Source organism: Enterobacter sp. Tr-810, assembly GCF_011752765.1.
Lineage (GTDB): Bacteria > Pseudomonadota > Gammaproteobacteria > Enterobacterales > Enterobacteriaceae > Enterobacter > Enterobacter soli.
Genome location: NZ_VWWW01000005.1, coordinates 76,396 through 99,791, shown reverse-complemented (window position 1 = coordinate 99,791; position 23,396 = coordinate 76,396). Strand labels below are relative to the sequence as shown.

Genomic DNA, 23,396 nt, shown 5'->3' with positions numbered 1-23,396 from the left:
ATGGGCACCTTAGCGTTAGCAGCAAAAATCACCCACGTTCCGTCGATGTATCTTTCTGAGCTGCCTGGGAAAAACCACGGCTGCCGTCAGTCGGCCATCGACGGGCATAAAGAGATCAGCAAGCGCTGCCGCGAGCTGGGCGTCGATACCATTATCGTTTTCGACACCCACTGGCTGGTGAACAGCGCGTATCACATTAACTGTGCGGATCATTTTTCCGGTATCTACACCAGCAACGAGCTGCCGCACTTTATCCGTGACATGACCTACGACTACGACGGCAACCCGGAGCTCGGCCAGCTGATTGCCGATGAAGCGGTGAAGCTCGGCGTGCGGGCCAAAGCGCACAACATTCCAAGCCTGAAGCTGGAGTACGGCACGCTGGTTCCGATGCGCTACATGAACAGCGATAAGCACTTCAAAGTGATCTCCATTTCGGCGTTCTGCACCGTTCACGATTTTGCCGATAGCCGCAAGCTGGGCGAGGCCATCGTCAGCGCCATTAAGCAGTACGACGGCACGGTGGCGGTGCTGGCCAGCGGTTCATTGTCGCACCGTTTTATTGACGACCAGCGTGCGGAAGAAGGGATGAACAGCTACACCCGCGAGTTCGACCGTCAGATGGACGAGCGCGTGGTGAAGCTGTGGCGCGAAGGCCAGTTCAGGGAGTTTTGCAGCATGTTGCCGGAGTACGCCGACTACTGCTACGGCGAGGGCAATATGCACGACACGGTGATGCTGCTGGGGATGCTCGGCTGGGACAAATACGACGGCAAGGTGGAGTTTCTCACCGAGCTGTTCGCCAGCTCCGGCACCGGCCAGGTCAACGCTGTTTTCCCGCTGCCCGCTTAAGGAACCACCATGCCGCATTTTATCGCTGAATGTACTGACAATATCCGCGAGCAGGCCGACCTGCCGGGTCTGTTTGCCAAAGTGAACGAGGCGCTCGCCGCCACGGGCATTTTCCCGCTCGGCGGTATCCGTAGCCGCGCGCACTGGCTGGACACCTGGCAGATGGCTGACGGAAAGCACGATTACGCCTTTGTCCATATGACGCTGAAAATCGGGGCCGGGCGCAGCCTGGAAAGCCGCGAGGCGGTGGGAGAGATGCTGTTTGCGCTGATCAAAACGCATTTTGCAGAGCTGATGGCGGCGCGCTACCTGGCGCTGTCGTTTGAGCTCGACGAGCTGCACCCGACGCTCAATTACAAACAGAACAACGTGCACGCGTTGTTTAAGTAATACCGGCACAGCCAGTCCCCTCTCCCTCCGGGAGAGGGTTAGGGTGAGGGGAGTTCTCCGCGGCCTGATGCCCTCACCCCGGCCCTCTCCCACGGGGAGAGGGAGAAAACAATACAATAGGATATCGCCATGCTCGACAAACATACCCATACCCTGATCGCGCATCGTCTGCATCAGGCGGAGCAATCCCGCGAGCAGATCCGTCAGATCTCGCTGGATTACCCGACGATCACCATCGACGATGCCTATGCCGTCCAGCGCGAATGGGTAAGCCTGAAAATCGCCGAAGGCCGCGTGCTGAAAGGCCATAAAATCGGCCTTACCTCCAAAGCCATGCAGGCCAGCTCGCAGATAAGCGAACCGGATTACGGCGCACTGCTGGACGACATGTTTTTCCACGACGGCAGCGACATTCCCGCCGATCGTTTTATCGTCCCGCGCATTGAAGTGGAGCTGGCCTTCGTGCTGGCCAAACCGCTGCGCGGCCCTAACTGCACGATCTTCGATGTCTACAACGCCACGGACTATGTGATCCCGGCGCTGGAGCTGATCGACGCCCGCTGCCACAACATCGATCCCGACACCCAGCGCCCGCGCAAGGTGTTCGACACCATCTCCGATAACGCCGCCAACGCCGGAGTGATCCTCGGCGGACGGCCAATTAAACCCGACGAACTGGATCTGCGCTGGATCTCCGCCCTGCTCTATCGCAACGGCGTGATCGAAGAAACCGGCGTCGCCGCAGGCGTGCTCAACCACCCGGCAAACGGCGTGGCGTGGCTGGCAAATAAACTGGCACCGTACGACGTGCAGCTTGAACCGGGGCAGATCATCCTCGGCGGCTCGTTTACCCGCCCGGTGACCGCCAGCAAGGGCGATACCTTCCACGTGGACTACGGCAACATGGGCTCGATTAGCTGCCGCTTTGTGTAGGAGTGCATCATGGAAAACGCATTTAAGACCGCGCTGAAAGCCGGAAAGCCGCAAATCGGCCTGTGGCTGGGGCTGACCAGCAGCTACAGCGCAGAACTGCTGGCAGGCGCAGGTTTCGACTGGCTGCTGATCGACGGCGAACACGCGCCAAACAACGTGCAAACCATCTTAACGCAGTTGCAGTCGATTGCGCCTTACGCCAGCCAGCCGGTGGTGCGCCCGTCGTGGAACGACCCGGTACAGATTAAGCAACTGCTGGACGTGGGCGCACAAACCCTGCTGGTGCCCATGGTACAAAATGCCGACGAAGCCCGTCTTGCGGTGAGCGCCACCCGTTATCCCCCAGCGGGGATCCGCGGAGTGGGCAGCGCACTGGCTCGCGCGTCGCGCTGGAACCGCATTCCTGATTACCTGCAACAGGCGAACGATGCCATGTGCGTGCTGGTGCAGATAGAAACTCGCGAGGCGCTGAAAAACCTGCCGCAGATCCTGGATGTGGAAGGGGTCGACGGGGTGTTTATCGGCCCGGCAGATCTCAGCGCCGACATGGGCTTTGCGGGTAACCCGCAGCACCCGGAGGTGCAGGCCGCCATCGAACAGGCCATCAGGCAGATCCTGAGCGCAGGTAAAGCGCCCGGCATCCTGATGGCTAACGAAACCCTGGCAAAACGCTATCTCGAACTCGGCGCGCTGTTTGTCGCCGTTGGCGTAGATACCACCCTGCTGGCCCGCAGCGCCGAAGCGCTGGCAGCCCGTTTTATCGACAGACCTGTTACATCAACCAATAACAATAAATCCGTCTACTGAACGGACGATGTGGAGCGCAACATGACGACCTCTACCCTGCAAGATAATAAAGCTGTAGAACATCGCGTGATTAACAAGCTGTTCCTTCGTTTGATCGTGTTTCTCTTTATCCTGTTTGTTTTCTCGTTTCTTGACCGCATTAACATTGGCTTTGCCGGGCTGACGATGGGCAAAGATCTGGGCCTGACATCCACCATGTTTGGCCTGGCGGCAACGCTGTTTTACGTCACCTATGTACTGTGCGGGATCCCGAGCAACATCATGCTGGCGAAAGTCGGCGCACGCCGCTGGATCGCCGGGATCATGGTGGTGTGGGGAATCGCCTCTACCTGCACCATGTTTGCCACCAGCCCGCAGACGCTCTACGTGCTGCGAATGCTGGTCGGTATTGCCGAAGCCGGTTTCCTGCCGGGGATCCTGGTGTATCTCACCTGGTGGTTCCCCGCCTATCACCGCGCCCGCGCCAACGCCCTGTTTATGATTGCCATGCCGGTGACCATGATGCTCGGCTCGATCCTGTCGGGCTATATTCTGGCCCTGGACGGGCTGTGGAACCTGAAAGGCTGGCAGTGGCTGTTCCTGCTGGAAGGGCTGCCGTCGGTGGTGCTCGGCGTCGTGACCTGGTTTTTCCTTAACGACACGCCGGATCAGGCCACCTGGCTTGATGATGAAGAAAAACAGACGCTGAAAACAATGATCGCCCGCGAGCAGGAGCACGCCGTTGCGCATGCCGCGACCCCGCGCTCGACGCTGCGTGAAGTGCTGACCCCGGCGGTGCTGCTCTACACGCTGGCCTATTTCTGTCTGACCAACACGCTGAGTGCGATCAACATCTGGACGCCGCAGATCCTGCAAAGCTTTAACAGCCACAGCAGCAATATCGTGATCGGCCTGCTGGCGGCGATCCCGCAATTTTGTACCATCCTCGGGATGATCTGGTGGAGCCGTCGTTCCGACAGGCTGAAAGAACGAAAAAAGCACACCATCCTGCCGTATCTCTTCGCGGCGGCGGGATGGATGCTGGCCTCGGCGACCGACCACAGCCTGATCCAGCTGCTTGGCATCATCATGGCCTCAACCGGATCCTTTACCGCTATGGCGATATTCTGGACCACACCGGATCAGGTTATTAGCCTGCAATCCCGCGCGGTGGCGCTGGCAGTGATCAACGCCATCGGGAATGTGGGTTCGGCCGTCAGCCCGCTGTTGATCGGCATTCTGCGCGACGCGACCGGCAGCTTTAGCTCCGGGCTGTGGTTCGTGGCCGGACTGCTGGTGGTGGGCGCGCTGGTGCTGACGCGCATTCCGATGACGCAGCGGGATCAACAGAGGAACGATCATGTGCCAGAGCCCTATCGCCAACATTGATATCAGCAAGGAGTACGACGAAAGTCTGGGCACCGACGATGTGCATTATCAGTCGTTTGCCCGCATGGCGGCCTTTTTTGGCCGCGACATGCAGGCGCATCGCCACGACCAGTTCTTTCAGATGCACTTTCTTGATACCGGGCAGATTGAGCTTCAGCTCGACGATCATCGCTATTCGGTGCAGGCACCGCTGTTTGTGCTCACGCCGCCGTCGGTGCCGCACGCCTTTATCACCGAATCCGACAGCGACGGGCATGTGTTGACGGTACGCGAAGATCTGATCTGGCCACTGCTGGAGGTGCTCTACCCTGGCACGCGGGAAACCTTCGGCCTGCCGGGGATCTGCCTGTCCCTGGCCGACAAACCGGACGAGCTGGCGGCGCTGAAACACTACTGGCAGCTGATCGAACGTGAATCCACGGAACAGCTGCCCGGACGCGAACATACGCTGGTACTTTTGGCCCAGGCGGTGTTCACTTTGCTATTGCGCAATGCAAAGCTCGACGACCACGCCGCCAGTGGGATACGCGGCGAGCTGAAGCTGTTCCAGCGTTTTAACCAGATGATCGACACCCACTACCACCAGCACTGGACGGTGCCGGACTACGCCTGCGAACTGCATCTCACCGAATCCCGCCTGACCGATATCTGCCGCCGCTTCGCCAACCGTCCGCCGAAACGGCTGATCTTCGACCGGCAACTGCGCGAGGCCAAACGGCTACTGCTTTTTTCCGACAGCGCGGTGAACGAGATTGCCTGGCAGCTGGGGTTTAAAGATCCGGCCTATTTCGCCCGCTTTTTTAACCGCTTAGTGGGGTGTTCGCCCAGCAGCTACCGGGCGCAGAAAGTACCGGTGTCGTAATTTCCCCTCACCCTAACCCTCTCCCCAAAGGGGAGAGGGAACGATTACCCCCTCGCCCCTTTGGGGAGAGGGCCGGGGTGAGGGGACACCGATCACAATTCCAATACCCACCCGAAAAGTACCCGCCGTTGTCCCAATCGTCCCTTCACGCCGCCCCTCTCTCACGCTTCAATTAAACAACAAAAACAAAACATAAATTTAACAACCCTATTCCGATACGAGGTCCCTATGAAGCCTGAAGATTTCCGCGCTGATACCAAACGTCCATTAACCGGCGAAGAGTATTTAAAAAGCCTCCAGGACGGCCGTGAGATTTATATCTACGGCGAGCGCGTCAAAGACGTCACCACCCATCCGGCGTTTCGTAATGCGGCGGCCTCCATCGCGCAGATGTACGACGCCCTGCACAAACCGGACATGCAGGACACGCTGTGCTGGGGCACCGACACCGGCAGCGGTGGCTATACCCATAAGTTCTTCCGCGTGGCGAAAAGTGCCGACGACCTGCGCCAGCAACGCGACGCCATCGCTGAGTGGTCGCGCCTGAGCTACGGCTGGATGGGACGCACGCCGGATTACAAAGCGGCATTTGGCTGCGCGCTTGGTGCTAACCCAGCCTTCTACGGCCAGTTCGAGCAGAACGCCCGTAACTGGTACACCCGCATTCAGGAAACCGGCCTGTACTTTAACCACGCGATTGTTAACCCACCGATCGATCGCCACAAACCCGCCGATGAAGTGAAAGATGTCTACATCAAGCTGGAGAAAGAGACCGACGCCGGGATCATCGTCAGCGGTGCAAAAGTGGTGGCAACCAACTCAGCGTTGACCCACTACAACATGATTGGCTTTGGCTCTGCACAGGTGATGGGTGAAAACCCGGACTTCGCGCTGATGTTCGTCGCCCCGATGGATGCCGAAGGCGTGAAGCTCATCTCCCGCGCCTCTTACGAGATGGTGGCCGGCGCAACCGGCTCCCCGTACGACTACCCGCTCTCCAGCCGCTTCGATGAGAACGACGCCATTCTGGTGATGGATCATGTGCTGATCCCGTGGGAAAACGTGCTTATCTACCGCGATTTCGACCGCTGCCGTCGCTGGACCATGGAGGGTGGTTTTGCCCGCATGTATCCGCTGCAAGCCTGCGTGCGTCTGGCGGTCAAACTCGACTTTATCACTGCCCTGCTGAAGAAATCGCTGGAGTGCACCGGGACGCTGGAGTTCCGTGGCGTGCAGGCAGACCTGGGTGAAGTGGTGGCCTGGCGCAATATGTTCTGGGCGCTGAGCGACTCCATGTGTTCAGAAGCGACCCCGTGGGTGAACGGCGCGTATCTGCCAGATCATGCCGCGCTGCAAACCTATCGCGTGATGGCGCCGATGGCCTATGCGAAGATCAAAAACATCATCGAGCGTAACGTGACGTCCGGCCTGATCTACCTCCCGTCCAGCGCCCGTGACCTGAACAACCCGCAGATCGACCAGTATCTGGCGAAGTACGTGCGCGGCTCGAACGGTATGGATCACGTTGAACGCATCAAGATTTTAAAACTGATGTGGGATGCCATCGGCAGCGAGTTTGGCGGCCGTCATGAGCTGTATGAGATCAACTACTCCGGCAGCCAGGACGAAATTCGCCTGCAATGCCTGCGTCAGGCGCAGAGCTCCGGCAACATGGACAAAATGATGGCGATGGTCGACCGCTGCATGTCTGAGTACGACCAGCACGGCTGGACGGTACCGCACCTGCACAACAACACCGATATCAACATGCTGGACAAGCTGCTGAAATAACGCAGCGGGAGGTTTCAATGCAATCAGATGAACAACGCCTGCGTTTTCGCGACGCGATGGCCAGCCTGTCGGCCGCGGTCAATATTGTCACCACCGAAGGCGATGCGGGTCGCTGCGGCATTACTGCCACCGCAGTCTGCTCGGTAACGGATACGCCGCCCTCGTTGATGGTGTGCATCAACGCCAACAGCGCCATGAATCCGGTTTTTCAGGGGAACGGCAGACTGTGCGTTAACGTGCTGAACCACGAGCAGGAGATCATGGCTCGTCATTTCGCCGGGATGACCGGTATGGCGATGGAAGAGCGTTTTACGCTTTCCTGCTGGCAAAAAGGCCCGCTGGCACAACCGGTGCTCAAAGGTGCGCTGGCAAGCCTTGAAGGAGAGATAAGCCAGGTGCAGACCATTGGCACACATCTGGTCTATCTGGTTGAAATTAAAAATATCATTCTGAGCCAGGAGGGCCACGGCCTGATCTATTTTAAACGCCGTTTCCACCCGGTAATGATGGAGATGGACGCTGTCATCTGACCCCTCTACGCGCTGGCTATCCCCCGGCCAGCGCGGCTTCCCGCAAAAAATATTAAGGTTTCCGCTAAATCACGCCGTTATATAACCATAAGAGAAATTTACTGCGTCTGAATACTGACATCCCGTGTCAGTGCTGCCCGCATAATTCAGCGTAGATCCATTAAATTAACAGGAATACCTTATGGCTAATGCGACGCGGAGCCGCTCGGCTGAACGTCTGGTCGATATTCTGGTAGAGCTACATTTAAACGGTGTGGTAAACCGAAGTGCACTGATGGAAAAATTTAAAATTACTGAGCGCACCGTGTATCGTGATTTGAATGCACTTTCACCCATCGTTGAGCACACCGGTAATGGGCAATATCGCCTGATCCACTCACCACAAGCACCCTCCGGGCAGGGGTTGCATCACACCATTGCTAACTTCCTGAATGCTGATAACTTTTTCCCAGAGCGAAATGCCGACTTTTGGCAACAGCTCGAAACTCGCGTAGATGACAATCATATTCTCATTCTGGGCAACAATGCCGAACATACCGTGAAAATGGATATTCGCCGTCATTTACCTAATATTGAGAAATCGATTAAAAACTGTAATGTTTGCCAGATCGTTTATAAAGGCAAAACGCGTCTAATTAACCCATACAAACTCATTAACAAAAAAAATATATGGTATTTACAAGCCACCGAAAATAGCAGGCTGAAATCCTTTTCACTGAGCCAGATAAGCTGGTTTGATATTCATAGCGCCACATTTACCCCTGAAGAAAGCACCCTTGCGCTGCTGGAAAAAAGTCCCGGCCCGTGGGCCTCGGAAGATACTTTCGAGGTGAAAATATTCATAAACAATAATATTTCACACTACTTCAGACGCCGAAATTTACTGCCAGAGCAAGAGCTGATAGCCGAACAACACAGCGGCACAACGCTGCGTTGCCAGGCTGCGCACGAGAATCAGATCCTGCCGCTGATATTCTACTGGCTGCCCGACATTCAGGTTCTGGAGCCGCAATGGCTGAAAGATAAGCTTCTGGATACGCTGGAAGGCTACCTGGCGAAAGAGACAGCGACGCTAACATAGTGATCTAAATCACATAATTTTTACCGTTTGAGGCGAGTCTGAACCACTCGCCCGCATCTTTGACCGCTTACCCACGACTTACAACCACTCGCCCATTTACCTTCCTTTACATGCGCGAGGATCTGGCACGATCCCTCCAGCATTAATCAATACCTCCTCACAACGAACCCTGACCCTTTTTTCTTTACATAAAAAACCAGGTCTTACTATGGATACTAAAAAACTACTGAAGCACGTGCCCTGGGCCTTACTCGGGATCCTCGGCGCTTTCTGTCTGGCGGTTGTCGCATTACGCCGGGGCGAACACGTAAGCGCCCTGTGGATCGTGGTCGCGTCTGTTTCCGTCTACCTTGTGGCTTATCGCTACTACAGCTTGTACATCGCGCAGAAGGTCATGAAGCTCGACCCGACGCGTGCCACTCCGGCAGTCATCAACAATGACGGCCTGAACTACGTGCCAACCAACCGCTACGTGCTGTTTGGCCACCACTTTGCCGCAATTGCAGGTGCAGGTCCGCTGGTCGGCCCGGTGCTGGCGGCGCAAATGGGTTACCTGCCAGGGACTCTGTGGCTGCTCGCAGGCGTAGTGCTGGCGGGTGCGGTGCAGGACTTTATGGTGCTGTTTATCTCTTCTCGCCGTAACGGTGCCTCTCTGGGTGAGATGGTCAAAGAAGAGATGGGCCGTGTACCGGGGACTATCGCCCTGTTCGGCTGCTTCCTGATTATGATCATCATCCTTGCGGTGCTGGCGTTAATCGTGGTGAAAGCGCTGGCCGAAAGTCCGTGGGGTGTGTTCACCGTCTGCTCTACCGTGCCGATTGCGCTGTTCATGGGTATCTACATGCGCTTCCTGCGCCCAGGACGTGTGGGCGAAGTGTCGGTGATTGGTATTGTGCTGCTGGTGGCATCCATCTACTTCGGCGGTGTGATTGCGCACGACCCGTACTGGGGCCCGGCGCTGACCTTCAAAGACACCACCATCACCTTCGCGCTGATCGGTTATGCGTTTATCTCTGCCCTGCTGCCGGTGTGGCTGATTCTGGCACCGCGTGACTACCTGGCCACCTTCCTGAAAATCGGCGTTATCGTCGGTCTGGCGATCGGTATCCTGCTGATTAACCCGGATCTGAAAATGCCAGCCGTGACGCAGTACATCGACGGTACTGGTCCACTGTGGAAAGGCGCACTGTTCCCGTTCCTGTTCATCACCATCGCCTGTGGCGCGGTATCAGGCTTCCACGCGCTGATTGCATCCGGTACCACCCCGAAACTGCTGGCGAACGAGAAAGACGCGCGTCTGATTGGCTACGGCGCCATGCTGATGGAGTCTTTCGTGGCGATCATGGCGCTGGTGGCAGCGTCCATTATCGAGCCAGGTCTGTACTTCGCGATGAACACCCCACCAGCCGGTCTGGGCATCACCATGCCAAACCTGCATGAGATGGGCGGTGATAACGCGGCGCTGATCATGGCGCAGCTGAAAGATGCGAGCGCACACGCTGCGGCAACCGTCAGCTCATGGGGCTTTGTGATTTCGCCTGAGCAGATCATGCAGACGGCGAAGGACATCGGCGAACCGTCGGTTCTGAACCGTGCAGGTGGCGCACCAACGCTGGCAGTGGGTATCGCCCACGTGTTCCACAAAGTGCTGCCGTGGGCGGACATGGGCTTCTGGTACCACTTCGGTATTCTGTTTGAAGCATTGTTCATCCTGACCGCGCTGGACGCCGGTACCCGTGCGGGCCGCTTTATGCTGCAAGACCTGCTCGGCAACTTCGTGCCGTTCCTGAAGAAAACCGACTCTCTGGTAGCTGGCGTGCTGGGAACCGCGGGCTGTGTTGGCCTGTGGGGTTACCTGCTGTATCAGGGCGTTGTCGACCCGCTGGGCGGCGTGAAGAGCCTGTGGCCGCTGTTCGGTATCTCTAACCAGATGCTGGCGGCTGTTGCCCTGGTACTGGGTACCGTTGTGTTGGTGAAAATGAAACGCACCAAATACATCTGGGTGACCGTGGTACCTGCGCTGTGGCTGCTGCTCTGTACCACCTGGGCGCTTGGCCTGAAACTGTTCAGCGCCAACCCGCAGCTGGAAGGCTTCTTCTTCATGGCTAATCAGTACAAAGAGAAGATTGCCGCAGGCGGCGCAGACCTGACTGCGCAGCAGATTGCCAACATGAACCATATCGTGGTGAACAACTACACCAACGCAGGCCTGAGTATTCTGTTCCTGGTGGTGGTGTACAGCATCATCTTCTACGGCATCAAAACCTGGATGAGTGTGCGCAACGCGAGTGGTCGTACGGATAAAGAAACCCCGTATGTGCCGGTTCCTGAAGGCGGCGTGAAGACTTCTTCACACCATTAATCCATTCTCCTCCCCCTCTCCCTTTGGGAGAGGGTTGGGGTGAGGGGTAACACTGCCCGGCGCCCCCTGCCGGGCTTTTTCTATCTGGAACCTGCAATGTTTGGTAACTTAGGTGAAGCGAAAAAATACCTCGGTCAGGCGGCGAAAATGCTGATTGGCATCCCGGACTATGACAACTATGTTGAGCATATGAAGACCAACCATCCGGATAAGCCGTACATGACCTACACCGAATTCTTCCGCGAGCGTCAGGAAGCGCGCTACGGCGGAAGTGGAGAAGGCGGCGTTCGCTGCTGCTAAAGGAGAATACATGACACCGATTGCTGTCACCTTGTTGACCGGTTTTCTGGGTGCGGGCAAAACCACCCTCCTGCGCCACATTCTGAACGCGCAGCACGGCTTCAAAATCGCCGTTATCGAAAACGAATTCGGCGAAGTCTCGGTTGACGATCAGCTGATTGGCGATCGCGCCACGCAGATCAAAACCCTGACCAACGGCTGCATCTGCTGCACCCGCTCTAACGAACTTGAAGATGCCCTGCTGGACCTGCTCGACAGCCGCGATCGCGGGGAGATCGACTTTGACCGCCTGGTAATTGAATGCACCGGCATGGCCGACCCCGGCCCGATTATTCAGACCTTCTTTTCACATGAGATCCTCTGCCAGCGCTACCTGCTGGACGGCGTGATTGCGCTGGTCGACGCGGTACACGCTGACGAACAGATGAACCAGTTCACCATCGCCCAGTCCCAGGTGGGCTACGCCGACCGCATCCTGCTGACCAAAACCGATGTGGCGGGCGAGAGCGAAAAACTGCGCGAGCGCCTGGCGCGCATTAACTCACGCGCACCGGTTTATACCGTGACCTTTGGCGATATCGACCTGTCTCAGCTGTTCAACACCAACGGCTTTATGCTGGAAGAGAATGTCACCTCGAAGCCGCGCTTTCACTTTATGGCCGACAAGCAAAATGATGTGTCATCGATTGTGGTCGAGCTGGATTACCCGGTGGATATCAGCGACGTGTCCCGCGTCATGGAAAACCTGCTGCTGTCGTTCGCCGACAAGCTGCTGCGCTACAAAGGGATGCTGTGGATAGACGGCGAGCCAAACCGCCTGCTGTTCCAGGGCGTGCAGCGCCTGTACAGCGCCGACTGGGACAGATCATGGGGTGACGAAACACCGCGGAGCGTGATGGTGTTTATTGGCCTGGAGTTGCCGGAAGATGAGATCCGGGCGGCGTTTGCGGGTTTGAAGATGTGACAAGTCTGTTAAGCATGGAGCCTACAATGTTCTGTAGGCTCAGAGAATTTTATCTTAACCACTTGGGTACATTATTAGTGGGTAAAGACTCAATGACATAATAGTCATCACCATTCGGCCTTTTTTTACATGTAAATTCTTCAAAACCCCACATGCCATTTCTGAAGGAATAAAAAACAGTATATTTTTCGGTATTAAATCCGAAATATCTTTCCCATGGATTACTGATTGTCAATTGACCACACTTAGCCTTGTTGTGCCATTCACTGTTTGTAGCCGAATTTATGACATAATAAGCCACGCCACCAAGAAGTGATGGAATAAGAACAGCTAGAAATATGGAAGTGATTAAGGCCCCGAAAAGTGTAAAAATCCTGTATCCTTTCGCCTTATCACTGAAAGCCAAGAATAAAATATAACAAAACGGCTGAGACAGCATTAAAAACAACATTAGAAAAGCTGCACTCTTCCAACAATACTCAAGCCATGGTGAGAGTGTAATATTTAGATTGCTAATCTGTAAAAATAGGCTAGCCGAATAACTGCTTGTTAGCATGTAAATGAGTGGAATGACTGAAAAAACGATCACTCTTATTCCGATAGCTTTACTGTTTTTTTCTTTCTCAAGATCGAATATAGTTAAAACAGAGCTAATGAGAACACTTAAGGCGAATAAAAAAGCAATCCAGTATGTTACTATATTTAGAAGTATGTTTACTGAAAAAAGTAATACCAGGAATAAGAAGCATGATGTCAAAACTAGCCAACCTGCTGACTTCGACAAAGTCGTTTCGTTATTTTCTTTGATAAAGAATTTATAATATTCCGCTAACCGTCTGCTTTGCGTACAGCTAAAAATAACAAAAATAACTGAGGTGGCTGCCATAATATAATTACCACATGGAATTCCCTTTGGAGCCAAGATCACGCCAATAGTACAATAAATAAATATTGCCACATCTAATTTTCTTTTTTTAACATGTTCCCAACCTTCTTTCCAATCCCGTGTCGTTGCCATACCCATCCTTAACCAATTACACTGAATGTATGATAAACCTACCTGCATTTTATAAAAAAATATTATATCCAAGAAGGATAACGATTTCGGCTACTTCTTTTAGTAGAAAAACGCTTATTAGCTCGGAAGAACGTTAGATTTTGACCTCAGTTACATCTTTGCTTTATTGGTCACGAAAAGCATAGAAATGTAAATTTACGCTTTCATATGTGACATTTGAAACATTTTTGGAAATTATAAGAAACGCAATTAATTCATATCAAACCACTATCCCTTGCCTGTTCAACGTCTGTTTAGGAAAAAAATTAAACTGACTCTAAACGCTAAAACATTACGCATTGACGCCGCGACAAACCAACCTTTCACCAACACCAAAAGATAAATTCATTAACAAAATCAGCATAAAATTGCGAGCCACATCACATTTGCAGTCATAAACATCGCTTGTTAAGGTGTCCTCAGATTAATTTGATGACGAGGAAATACTCATGAAAAAACTTAACATTCTTATCCTTTCTGCTCTGACTGCTGTATCGGGTTCCGCACTGGCAATGGGCGGGAGTATTGAGCAGGGTAAAAACTTCACCAACCTGAATGTTGAAATGGGTAAATCGACCTCTGGTTTGTACACCGAAGGTAACTGGCTGAAAAATACCGATGACGGCACCACGACCGGTGGCGTTGGCGCAGGTTACAACTTTGAAGTTGGCCCGGTGATGCTGAACGCTGGCGCGAAAGCCCTCTACGTTGGCCCGAAAAAAGGCGATAACGGTGTGGCATTCCCAATCGGTGGCGGCGTGAGCGTTGCTTTAACCGACAGCATTAACGTGTTCGGTGAGGGCTATGTGGCACCAGACGGCCTGAACAACAGCGTGAAAAACTACGTGGAAGCAAACGGCGGCGTGAGCTGGACGCCGATCAAACCTGTGACGCTGAAAGTCGGTTACCGCCACGTGAGCGTTGATGGTAAAGACGGTCGTCCAAATCACACTCTGATCGACGGTGCCTATGTTGGCGGCGGCGTGAGCTTCTAAGCCACCTCAGAGATAAAAAACCTGCCAGATGGCAGGTTTTTTATTGCGCCATTACTTATGCACCACCACCAGTTTCTGGTTCACAAACTCTTTGATCCCCAGATCTGACAGCTCGCGTCCGTAACCAGAGCGCTTCACGCCGCCGAACGGCAGCTCTGGCGCGGTATCGGTGAGCCAGTTGATGTACACCATCCCGGTCTCGATCCGGGACGCCATTTTCTTCGCGCGTTCAATATTCTGGCTGAATACTGCTCCACCGAGGCCATAGTGGGAGTCGTTCGCCAGCACGACTGCCTCGTCGTCGTTTTTCACCACATACATCTGCGCCACCGGGCCGAAGAACTCTTCGAAGTACGCCGGGTTGTCGCGCGAGATATTCGTCAGGATCGTCGGTTCGAAGAAGCTCCCGTCGCGCTGCACCGGCTTCCCGCCATAGTGCAATTTCGCACCGTTTTTCACCGCCTCGTTAACCTGCTTAGTGAGTGTTTCCAGCGCATCTTTCGACGACAGCGGCCCCAGCGTGGTACTTTCATCCAGCGGGTCGCCAATCCTCACCTGCTTAAACGCCTCGGTGAATTTCGCAAGGAAGGCATCGGCAATCTTCTCGTGCAGGATAAACCGTTTCGCCGCGGTACATACCTGCCCGGCGTTGTTGAGTCGCGCATTCACACCAATTTTTACGACCTTCTCAAGGTCTGCGTCATCCAGCACCACGAACACGTCGTTACCGCCCAGCTCCAGCGTGGATTTCTTGATGTGCTTCGCCGCCTGCGCGGCCACCACGCTGCCCGCCTTTTCAGAACCGGTTAGCGCGGCACCCTGCACGCGATCGTCAGCAATAATGTTCGCCACCTGATCGGACGAAATAAACAGGTTCGTCCACGCCCCTTCTGGCGCGCCCGCCTCGCGTACCAGATGCGCAAAGGTCTCGGCGCAGTGCGGCACGATGCTGGCATGTTTGGCGATCACCGGGTTGCCCGCCGCCAGGTTTGGCGCCAGAACCCGCATCAACTGGTAATACGGGAAGTTCCACGGCTCAACGGCCATCAGCACGCCGATGGGATGATGCTCCACCCACGCCTCACCGAGTTCAGAATCGTACTTCACCGGGGCCAGGAACTGCTTCGCGTTGTCGGCGTAATAGCGGGCGATCTGCGCGCATAGCTTCACCTCGCCGCGGCTCTGCTCGATGAGTTTACCCATTTCCTGACTGGCGATTTTCGCCAGATCCTCGGTGCGCTCTTCGATCAGGTCAGCAAGCTTATGCAGCACCGGCAGACGCTGATTAATATCGCCCTTCGCCCATTCTGAATGGTAGAGCACATCAGCCGCCTTCAGCGCCGCTTCAATATCCGCGTCGGTATGTGAGGGGTATTCTTTGATGAGCTGGTGAGTGGCAGGATTTACTGTCTGATAAGCCATGTCGAATCTCCTTGTTTTACCGCTTAGGGAATAAAGGGTAGTCAACATGACTGACTGTGGACGTAAAGTTGGGGATATCCAGAAGGTTCTTAATGAAGCGCTGCCATACGGTTCGCTGACGTGGTATAAAAAATGTCCAGAAGGAGTTCCCATGACCGATACCCGACACATCCGGCAGACTTTTCATCGCACCTCAGGCCTTGAGCTGCGCAGTACGTGGCAGAGCACGCAGGCGTACAAACGTCATTGCCACCCCCAGCTCTCCATCGGCGCGATTGTGGAAGGCCAGACCTGCTGCGTGTGTCACGACAGAGAGTACATCCTTAGCCCGGGAGACCTCATCGTGATCCCGGCCTATGCCCCCCATAGCTGCAATCCCGTCGCCGGACAACCGCGCAGCTACCATATGCTCTATATCGACACCGATCTTCCTCTGGCGCTTCAGGTGATTCGCAATCCTGCCCTCTTCACATATTACCTGGAGGTGGTTGAAACCCTTTCCCCTGCGTCCGTGGACAGGCTGCTTTCTGCCCTTCCCCGTAGCGTGGATAACGCAGAGGCGCTTCGCTCTACCAGTCAGCGCGTACGGCAGGCGTTTCTTGCCGACCTGTCCGCACCGCCTTCGCTTGACGAACTTGCCCAACGATTCTCGCTGCGCAAGGAGACGCTGATCCGCACCTTCAGGCAGGACACCGGCCTGACACCGGGCAGCTTCCTCAACATCTCCCGCGTGGAGTTTGCCAAAGCGCGCCTGCGCGTCGGGGATAACATTGCCGACGTTGGCTACCAGAGCGGTTTTGCCGATCAGAGCCATTTCCACAAAACCTTCGTGAGCTATACGGCGGCCACACCTCGCCAGTACGCAACGGGCCGATCAATATCAGACAATAAATAGATTCTGGATCGCCTTAACCTGACCTCTGTTTTTATGATGAGGTCACTATGGAACTGTTCTTCCCCTCCGCATTTCTCGCCCTGGCGCTGGCACATTTTGTCGCCCTGTTAAGCCCGGGTCCGGACTTCTTCCTGCTGGTTGGCTTCGCCGCGCGCTACCGTCTGCGCGGCAGCGCCGGGCTGTGTATAGGGATTGCCGCAGGCAACGGGCTGTATATTTTGCTGGTGATAGTGGGATGGACCGCGCTGCGCCAGTTTTCGTGGCTGTTTACTCTTATCGAGCTTTGCGGAGCGCTGTATCTGCTGTGGATAGGTTCTCATCTGTTGCGCAGTACACCGCAGCCGCTTTCGCTAACAGAAACAACCCCGCACATCCCCACATGGCGCAGACAGATCCTGCTCGGGCTTGGCTCCGCCTTGCTGAACCCGAAAAATGCGCTGTTCTACCTGGCGTTAATGACTGCGTTACTGGGACCGGACGTGACCTTGCTACAGCAAGCGGTGAGCGGCATCTGGATGGTGATGGTTGTGCTGGTGTGGGACTTAGCCGTGGTGTCACTGATCGGGCTGCCCGCCGTGCAGAAGAGGTTAAGCCACTCGGTCTGGATTATCGAGCGTGTCGCGGGTGGAGTGCTGATGGTATTTGGCGGGTGGGTGCTGTGGCGATTACTGGGAAGCGCCTTCTGAGCGAATGGGCAGCCATTGGCGCTGCCCGTTAAGCGCTATTTTTTGTTCTGATCGCGCAGCATCGCCTCGCGTAAAATAGCGTTGAGTCGCGTCTGATACCCTTTTCCCGGGCGTTTAAGCCATTCCATAACATCTGCATCGATACGCACAGACGCCTGGGTTTTTAAGGGTCGATAGAACTTGCCGCGCACCGCGTCGTTCCACAGCGCCCCATCCGTTGCCGGAATATCGCTATAGTCAATTTCCGTGTCGGGTTTTTCCGCTAACGCGTGAAGTTCAGCCTCGCGATGAACGCTAACTTCAGCAGCACTACCGCGTTTATGTTTAACAATGCTCATAACGGCTCCTTTCTTTACGGTCTGCCTTACGTGCGCTGATGATACGAATGATTTCATTCCCGCTTTCAAAACGGATCGTATGCGCAACCAGAATAACAATGATGCCATGCACAAGTCCGATTGTTTGCCAGCGAAACTCGCCGTTCTCATAACGCTCCTGCACAGACAAATGGCAGGGATCGTCAAAAACCAAAACCGCTTCTTCAAAACGGATCCCGTGCTTTTGCAGGTTGCTTTTCGCCTTGCTGCTATTCCATTCAAACTCCGTAGGCATAGTGTACCCTTCCCTGATTGTATATACAAAAAAGAATATACAAAACGATGTTAAATTAAACGATATTTCCCTCGGTACGCTCCCGTTCCTGAAGCCGTATTCCAGAATCGCAAATAAATGATGTTTCACCCACTTTGCACAACCCCCCCGCTTCCCTCTATCCTTAACCCATGGAAAAACATACCGAACTCAAACGCGCCAAGCTGCTGGCGCTGTCGCTGCTGCTGATTGCTGGCGCAGCATTTATCGCGACACTCTTCCTGCCTCAGACCCTCTGGGTGCGGGGTGTGAAGGCCATTGCCGAGGCAGCAATGGTTGGCGCGCTGGCGGACTGGTTTGCGGTGGTGGCGCTGTTTCGCCGTGTGCCGGTTCCGTTTATCTCGCGCCATACGGCGATTATCCCGCGGAATAAAGACCGGATCGGCGATAATCTCGGCCAGTTCGTGCAGGAGAAGTTTCTTGATACGCAGTCCCTGGTGGCGCTGATCCGCCGCTATGAACCGGCAAAAATGATTGGCGGCTGGTTCAGCCAGCCCGACAACGCCCGCCGCGTGGGGCAGCATCTGATTCAGGTGATGAGCGGGTTTCTCGAACTCACTGACGACGGGCGCATCCAACGCCTGCTCAAACGCGCCGTGCATAAGGCCATCGACAAGGTGGATTTCACCGAAACCAGCGCCGTCATCCTTGAGAGCATGACCAGAAACAATCGCCATCAGGTGCTGCTGGACGCCATCATCAATCGGCTGATTACACTTATTCAGCGGGAAAGCTCGCGGGAATTTATCGCCACACAGGTTGTTCACTGGCTGGAGACGGAACACCCGCGCAAAGCGATGGTGTTGCCAACCGAGTGGCTGGGGGAGCAGAGCGCAGAGATGATCTCCAACGCGGTGAATACCCTGCTGGACGATATCAGCCACGATCGTACACACCAGATCCGCCAGGCGTTTGACAGGGCCACGCTAAAGCTCATCGACAACCTGAAAAACGATCCGGAAATGGCCGCCAGAGCCGGGAATATCAAGCATTACCTGAAAAATGACGAAGCGTTTAACCGCTATCTGGGGGAGATGTGGGCCGACCTTCGCCAGTGGCTGAAGACCGATATGCAAAGCGAAGACTCGCGCGTGAAGCAACGCATCGCCAACGCCGGACAGTGGTTTGGCGAAACGCTGATGGCGGATGCCAGCCTGCAGGCTTCGCTTAATGAGCATCTGGAACAGGCAGCACACCGAGTTGCACCGGATTTTGCCGCGTTCCTTACCCGCCACATCAGCGACACGGTAAAAAGCTGGGACGCCGAAGATATGTCGCGCCAGATTGAGCTGAATATCGGTAAGGATTTGCAGTTCATCCGCGTCAACGGCACGCTGGTGGGCGGGACCATTGGTTTGATTCTGTTTTTGCTCTCGCAAATCCCGACGGTGCTGCATCTGTAAAAAGCGGGGCATTACGCCCCACTTTTCTCTTCCAGCCAGCCTCCCTGCTCCATCTCCAGCAACAGCAGCATCGTGAGCGCCTGCGCGTAAGGCACCGGTGCCATCGCAATATCGCAATAGTACTGAAGATCCCAGCCGAGCATCGTACCGCGTGAGGCTTCAAGCACCAGCCCGCCGTCGTCGATCCGCGCGATCACCGCCTCAAACGCCCGCAGGGCAGAGCTGCTTACGGACTCATCGAGGATCCCCATGCGTACCGCGCGCAGCATCCCGTAGGCGATCCCCGCGGTCGCGGAGGATTCCTGCGGGGAAAGAGGATCGTCCAGCACCGTGTGCCACATGCCGTTATCAGCCTGCAACGCGCAAAGCGTGCGTACCTGCCGGGCCACCACCTGCGACAGATACCGGCGAACACTGGCATCAAGATGCTCGCCCATCAGGGCAATAAATTCCGGGATGGCAACGGTTATCCACGCGTTGCCACGTGCCCAGAACGCGCCCGCGAAGTGGTGTTTATCCACAAACGTCCAGCCGTGATACCAGAGCCCTGTCACCGGGTCGCTGAGATAACGCGTGTGCAGCAAAAACTGGTATCCCGCTTCGTCGATCAAGTCGCGTCTTTTGAGCACAATGCCTGCCACGCCCAGGAACAGGCAGGTCATAAACAGCGTGTCGTCCCACAGCTGTCCGGTGTTGGGTTGCTCCTTCACCACATGCTGAAAACCGCCCTCTTCGGTTCTGGGCAGGTCGCGCAGCAGGGCATCCGCCCAGTCATTGACCGTTGCCAGCAGATCCTGGCGCTGATGATGCCCGGCCACCAGCGCCAGGGCGATCATCGGTGCCGTGGTATTGATCTGCATCTCCGGCAGGCCTTTACCGATTTGGGTTTCATACCATTCGAGGATCGACTGTTGCAGGACAGCGTCATTCTGGAGATCGGCAAAGCGCCAGAAACCGTACAGCCCCACGCCGACCTCCCACTCCCACTCTTCAAAATGGATAGCAAAGCCGTCACTCACGCCCACTTCATCAAGATTTTTCAGGCGACAAAAACCACGCACCACGCGCTCCAGGGTGCTCATCAGCTGTTGTTTATTCATGCGTTGACTCCTTTCAGGCGCATTTCACCCAGCCGCTGCTGCTGATGGCCAAAGCGTGAAGAGGCAATAAAACGTTCGTCAGGGAAAAGCGCCCCGGCCTGCATCTGGGCCGCGTGAAACGCTGGGGTTTTATCTTCACCCCAGAAATCCATCGCATCGCAACCGCGCTCATCGTGCCAGTAGCGATAACCCAGAATGGTCGATTTCACCCTTCGCCACAGCGGCTCCGGGAAATCCGCCTGCCGTGCGTTTTTCCACAGTTGTAAAAGCGTGAGCAGGGAAAACACCGACCCCTCTTCCCGCGCGCTCACCTGTTTTAGCAGGCGATACAGCAGCGCCTCGGCCTCGGGGCCGTACTCGCGTTGCGCTATCAGTGCCAGCAGGCGACTGCCATCAGGCGCAGGCGATACGGGGTTTGCCGGGAGTGGGTTTCCCGCCACCGGCATGATGCCGAGCGCGGGCTCATCAAGATAGGCCATGTGCAGTGAACACTCGGTGTCGCGCTCAAACAGCTCATCGAGATGGATAAGCAGGTTGTTTTCCCCCTCGCACAGTGCCAGCCGCACGAGCACGTGCTGCATCTGATTGCGGGTAAACGGCGTAAAGCAGGCGAGCTGTTCGCCCGAACGCCACACCCGCACGCCGCCGCAGGTACCAAGTCGAAAGGCATATTCACCATCATGCGGCGCGACAATATCGACGGCCAGCCAGCGCTGGACGTGAAAGGGCAGAGCGCGGAAACCAGAGAAAGAGACAATGCCGCTGTCACCGCTTTCGGCGATGTGATTCAGAGGCATTGCCTGCGAGGGATCCACACTGCGCTGAGCGTGAGTCTGGCAGAAAATCTGCCGACAAAACGATACGCCTGGCTGCCCGCAGGCATCATGCAAACGCCCGTCAGCCCCTTCTCCCGTATAAAACTCAGCAAAACGCTCTTCTTTGGCGATGCTGACACGAAAATGCGTTATTGCATCACCCTGTTCCAACCGCCCTTCACCCTGAGACATAGCTTCCTCATATCAAGCAGAATCAATACATTACGCAGGTATCATCAGCGAGTTTGATCAATGCCGCGAGAGGCCATTCACGCAGATTGTCGCGATCTGCCTGGTCACTCACAAAGCGGGAAGAGGTCAGGAATGTCGCGTGACATGCGTCACGCTATTTGCGGGCAGGGAAAGGTGTGATGCGAGAAGCGTCACACAAAAATATCCGGTCGGGATTTTTATGTGACGCGCATCAAACTACTTCAGTCCTTTCAGCTCATCGCCAAGGCTGTCGGCCAGTGCACGCACCCGGGAGGCATCGAACAGCACATGCAGCCCCGGGGAAGCCTCCGCGTGTTTCGCGCAGTAATCTTCCATTTCGGAGGCACAGCGATACAGCTCCTGAATATTGATCTGGCAAATCTCTCTCATGCTCCAGCCGTTCTCCACCTCACGGGCAAAGCGCAGGGTGAAGAAAGCCTTCTGGGCGTGTAAAAACAGGTGGCAATAAAGCGCCAGTCCTTGCCACTCTTCCAGCCAGCGCTGTTTAAGCGCCCACGGGAACGCGGCGGTTTCAGCAAAACGTAACGCCTCTTCACGCAAGGAGGCAGATGCCGCCCCCGCGTCGTCTTTCTCTTTCGCAATACGTGAAAGGGAGGCCGCAGAAGCCTCAACATCGCTGGCACTAAAGAAGACATCACGCTCAGAGCCGGGCAGCCAGTGGTTGCGGTTTAGCTGCCCAAACAGGCTCCACACCGCCTGGCCATAGCTTTCAGGCACCTGGCTGTGGCGATGAAAAACGTGGTCACGCACATAGATGGCCTGATAAAGCACCTGCCCGGCCTGCTCCAGCAAGGACTGGAACGTGCCGAGAGTCTGCTCGTCCGGCCGCCAGCCGTAGCATTCGTCCAGCCAGTGCGTCAGCAGCTGCGCCTGGGTCTGGTGAGCACCGTCGCTCATCAGCATCTGGCTACAGGCTACCAGGTTGCACTCGCTGAGGGTGCCGATAATCCAGTGGTTATCGACCCCTTCCCAACTGGTTTTGCATACTGCGCCGCGGATAGCCGGATTACTGCGACACCAAAGCAACCGCCCCTGGAGTTCGTCAATGCGCGGGAAGGGAAAAATGCCCCAGCCCACCTCTTCACCCACCAGATCGATTTCCGCCCAGACTTCGCGTTCGCGCACTGCCAGCAGCGCCGGGTTATTGGGGAATGACGGCCAGAAGCGTTCCGGGGTCAGTTTGATAGACACGCTCACGCTTTCGGGCAGCGGGCGGATGGCCTCCAGCACGTTACCGAGATCGTGATTCCCGGCCGGAAACACGCGCAGTACCAGATGTTTATCCTCGTTTTGCATCGCCCGGGATAGCGCATTGAAACAGCGGCTGTAGAGCGAACAGCTGCGTTCATCATCGCGTTTCGCGCGGCTTTCATCATCCTGCGCCGACAGTTCCCAGTTCGGGCGCGAAATCGGCAACAGCCCGTCAGTATTGGAAATGGCCACCAGCAGGCCGTTTAGCGAGGGAATGCGCTGGCAAATCAGGGAGACTTTTTCAGACAGATAGCCGCACCAGAAGTCCACGTCAAAGCGCACGCCCTGGCCCGCTTCAAACAGATGCGGGTGTGCCAGCAACAGATCGGTCGGGAAGTTGAACTCTTTCGCCTGAAGATAAAATCGCAGCCCTTTCTGCTGGCACAACAGCCCCAGGCGGTTGAGATACACGCAGCGGGCACGCTGCTGGCTTGAGAGACGATCGTTGTAATGGTGCGGCGTGTAACCTTTGGGGGAAACCAGTTTGTCGAACAGATCAACCTGCCCGACAATCACGGTATTGAAATCATGCGCGACGGCGTAGTCGACCAGCTCGCAGGCCTTTTCCCAGTTCCAGTAAGCCTGATTATTTAGCTCAAGCGCTCGCGTCTGCCACATTCATCCGTTCCTTTTGCCGCCAGATTAAC

Annotated in this window: 23 protein-coding genes; 16 read left to right on the top strand and 7 right to left on the bottom strand. The window is 55.5% G+C overall.

Translation table 11 applies throughout. The features are described 5' to 3' along the window. From hpaD to yjiA, 12 genes are all read left to right on the top strand, one after another. Nucleotides 1-852 carry a 3,4-dihydroxyphenylacetate 2,3-dioxygenase gene (gene hpaD / locus F3J30_RS15265; protein WP_014068750.1) on the top strand — a complete coding sequence of 284 codons (852 nt, stop codon included), beginning with the start codon at nucleotides 1-3 and terminating at the stop codon, nucleotides 850-852. Nucleotides 853-861: 9 nt separating this feature from the next. Next, complete coding sequence (locus F3J30_RS15260; RefSeq protein ID WP_166717788.1) at nucleotides 862-1,242, top strand: 5-carboxymethyl-2-hydroxymuconate Delta-isomerase; 381 nt, start codon at nucleotides 862-864, stop codon at nucleotides 1,240-1,242. A gap of 129 nt (nucleotides 1,243-1,371) precedes the next feature. Further along, complete coding sequence (gene hpaH, locus F3J30_RS15255) at nucleotides 1,372-2,175, top strand: 2-oxo-hept-4-ene-1,7-dioate hydratase (RefSeq protein WP_166717787.1); 804 nt, start codon at nucleotides 1,372-1,374, stop codon at nucleotides 2,173-2,175. Between the two features lie 9 nt (nucleotides 2,176-2,184). Further along, a complete protein-coding gene (gene hpaI, locus F3J30_RS15250; RefSeq protein WP_166717786.1) occupies nucleotides 2,185-2,982 on the top strand; it encodes a 4-hydroxy-2-oxoheptanedioate aldolase in 798 nt (265 codons plus the stop codon). Nucleotides 2,983-3,003: 21 nt separating this feature from the next. Then, complete coding sequence (gene hpaX / locus F3J30_RS15245) at nucleotides 3,004-4,350, top strand: 4-hydroxyphenylacetate permease (RefSeq protein ID WP_166717785.1); 1,347 nt, start codon at nucleotides 3,004-3,006, stop codon at nucleotides 4,348-4,350. After that, nucleotides 4,322-5,212 (top strand): 4-hydroxyphenylacetate catabolism regulatory protein HpaA, encoded by an 891-nt coding sequence (hpaA, locus tag F3J30_RS15240; RefSeq protein ID WP_166717784.1) that lies wholly within the window; start codon nucleotides 4,322-4,324, stop codon nucleotides 5,210-5,212. Before hpaX ends, hpaA begins: the two co-directional genes overlap by 29 nt. Nucleotides 5,213-5,440: 228 nt before the next feature. Continuing rightward, complete coding sequence (gene hpaB, locus F3J30_RS15235; RefSeq protein ID WP_166717783.1) at nucleotides 5,441-7,003, top strand: 4-hydroxyphenylacetate 3-monooxygenase, oxygenase component; 1,563 nt, start codon at nucleotides 5,441-5,443, stop codon at nucleotides 7,001-7,003. 17 nt (nucleotides 7,004-7,020) lie between these two features. Beyond that, on the top strand, nucleotides 7,021-7,533 hold the full coding sequence (locus F3J30_RS15230; RefSeq protein ID WP_014068743.1) for a 4-hydroxyphenylacetate 3-monooxygenase reductase subunit: 513 nt from the start codon (nucleotides 7,021-7,023) through the stop codon (nucleotides 7,531-7,533). A gap of 181 nt (nucleotides 7,534-7,714) precedes the next feature. Further along, complete coding sequence (locus tag F3J30_RS15225; RefSeq protein WP_166717782.1) at nucleotides 7,715-8,614, top strand: WYL domain-containing protein; 900 nt, start codon at nucleotides 7,715-7,717, stop codon at nucleotides 8,612-8,614. 208 nt (nucleotides 8,615-8,822) lie between these two features. Then, the gene (locus F3J30_RS15220) at nucleotides 8,823-10,976 is read left to right on the top strand and encodes a carbon starvation CstA family protein (RefSeq protein WP_166717781.1); all 2,154 of its coding nucleotides are present in this window, start codon (nucleotides 8,823-8,825) and stop codon (nucleotides 10,974-10,976) included. Between the two features lie 96 nt (nucleotides 10,977-11,072). Then, nucleotides 11,073-11,276 carry a YbdD/YjiX family protein gene (locus tag F3J30_RS15215; protein WP_003856610.1) on the top strand — a complete coding sequence of 68 codons (204 nt, stop codon included), beginning with the start codon at nucleotides 11,073-11,075 and terminating at the stop codon, nucleotides 11,274-11,276. A 10-nt stretch (nucleotides 11,277-11,286) separates the two neighbouring features. Further along, on the top strand, nucleotides 11,287-12,240 hold the full coding sequence (yjiA, locus tag F3J30_RS15210; protein ID WP_166717780.1) for a GTPase: 954 nt from the start codon (nucleotides 11,287-11,289) through the stop codon (nucleotides 12,238-12,240). A 49-nt stretch (nucleotides 12,241-12,289) separates the two neighbouring features. On the opposite strand, the gene F3J30_RS15205 is transcribed toward yjiA, so the two are convergent. Next, entirely contained in the window at nucleotides 12,290-13,258 is a 969-nt protein-coding gene (locus F3J30_RS15205) for a hypothetical protein (protein WP_166717779.1), read from the bottom strand. 488 nt (nucleotides 13,259-13,746) lie between these two features. Between F3J30_RS15205 and F3J30_RS15200 the strand changes: the two genes are divergently transcribed. Further along, nucleotides 13,747-14,292: a YfaZ family outer membrane protein gene (locus tag F3J30_RS15200; RefSeq protein WP_014068738.1), complete on the top strand. Its 546-nt coding sequence runs from the start codon at nucleotides 13,747-13,749 to the stop codon at nucleotides 14,290-14,292. A gap of 51 nt (nucleotides 14,293-14,343) precedes the next feature. On the opposite strand, the gene F3J30_RS15195 is transcribed toward F3J30_RS15200, so the two are convergent. Next, entirely contained in the window at nucleotides 14,344-15,714 is a 1,371-nt protein-coding gene (locus F3J30_RS15195) for an NAD-dependent succinate-semialdehyde dehydrogenase (protein WP_166717778.1), read from the bottom strand. Nucleotides 15,715-15,865: 151 nt separating this feature from the next. On the opposite strand from F3J30_RS15195, the gene F3J30_RS15190 reads away from it, so the two are divergent. Together F3J30_RS15190 and F3J30_RS15185 are read left to right on the top strand one after the other, a co-directional pair. Next, on the top strand, nucleotides 15,866-16,609 hold the full coding sequence (locus tag F3J30_RS15190; protein WP_166717777.1) for an AraC family transcriptional regulator: 744 nt from the start codon (nucleotides 15,866-15,868) through the stop codon (nucleotides 16,607-16,609). A 47-nt stretch (nucleotides 16,610-16,656) separates the two neighbouring features. Continuing rightward, nucleotides 16,657-17,295, top strand: a complete 639-nt coding sequence (locus F3J30_RS15185; RefSeq protein ID WP_166717776.1) for a LysE family translocator — start codon at nucleotides 16,657-16,659, stop codon at nucleotides 17,293-17,295. A 35-nt stretch (nucleotides 17,296-17,330) separates the two neighbouring features. Here F3J30_RS15185 and F3J30_RS15180 read toward each other — a convergent pair whose 3' ends face one another. Further along, on the bottom strand, nucleotides 17,331-17,633 hold the full coding sequence (locus F3J30_RS15180; protein WP_166717775.1) for a BrnA antitoxin family protein: 303 nt from the start codon (nucleotides 17,631-17,633) through the stop codon (nucleotides 17,331-17,333). Then, the gene (locus F3J30_RS15175; protein WP_166717774.1) at nucleotides 17,620-17,907 is read right to left on the bottom strand and encodes a BrnT family toxin; all 288 of its coding nucleotides are present in this window, start codon (nucleotides 17,905-17,907) and stop codon (nucleotides 17,620-17,622) included. The genes F3J30_RS15180 and F3J30_RS15175 overlap by 14 nt, the downstream gene beginning before the upstream one ends. Before the next feature lie 170 nt (nucleotides 17,908-18,077). Here F3J30_RS15175 and F3J30_RS15170 point away from each other — a divergent pair, with 170 nt between their 5' ends. Further along, nucleotides 18,078-19,349: a DUF445 domain-containing protein gene (locus F3J30_RS15170; RefSeq protein ID WP_166717773.1), complete on the top strand. Its 1,272-nt coding sequence runs from the start codon at nucleotides 18,078-18,080 to the stop codon at nucleotides 19,347-19,349. An 11-nt stretch (nucleotides 19,350-19,360) separates the two neighbouring features. Here the strand turns inward: F3J30_RS15170 and F3J30_RS15165 are convergent, their stop codons facing one another. The 3 genes from F3J30_RS15165 to F3J30_RS15155 all read right to left on the bottom strand — a co-directional run bounded on the left by F3J30_RS15165 (nucleotide 19,361) and on the right by F3J30_RS15155 (nucleotide 23,367). Continuing rightward, the gene (locus tag F3J30_RS15165; protein WP_166717772.1) at nucleotides 19,361-20,449 is read right to left on the bottom strand and encodes a glycoside hydrolase family 88 protein; all 1,089 of its coding nucleotides are present in this window, start codon (nucleotides 20,447-20,449) and stop codon (nucleotides 19,361-19,363) included. Further along, entirely contained in the window at nucleotides 20,446-21,456 is a 1,011-nt protein-coding gene (locus F3J30_RS15160; protein WP_166717771.1) for a hypothetical protein, read from the bottom strand. Before F3J30_RS15160 ends, F3J30_RS15165 begins: the two co-directional genes overlap by 4 nt. Nucleotides 21,457-21,693: 237 nt before the next feature. Next, nucleotides 21,694-23,367, bottom strand: coding sequence for a hypothetical protein (locus F3J30_RS15155; protein ID WP_166717770.1), 1,674 nt, complete (start codon nucleotides 23,365-23,367; stop codon nucleotides 21,694-21,696). Nucleotides 23,368-23,396 lie beyond the last annotated feature (29 nt).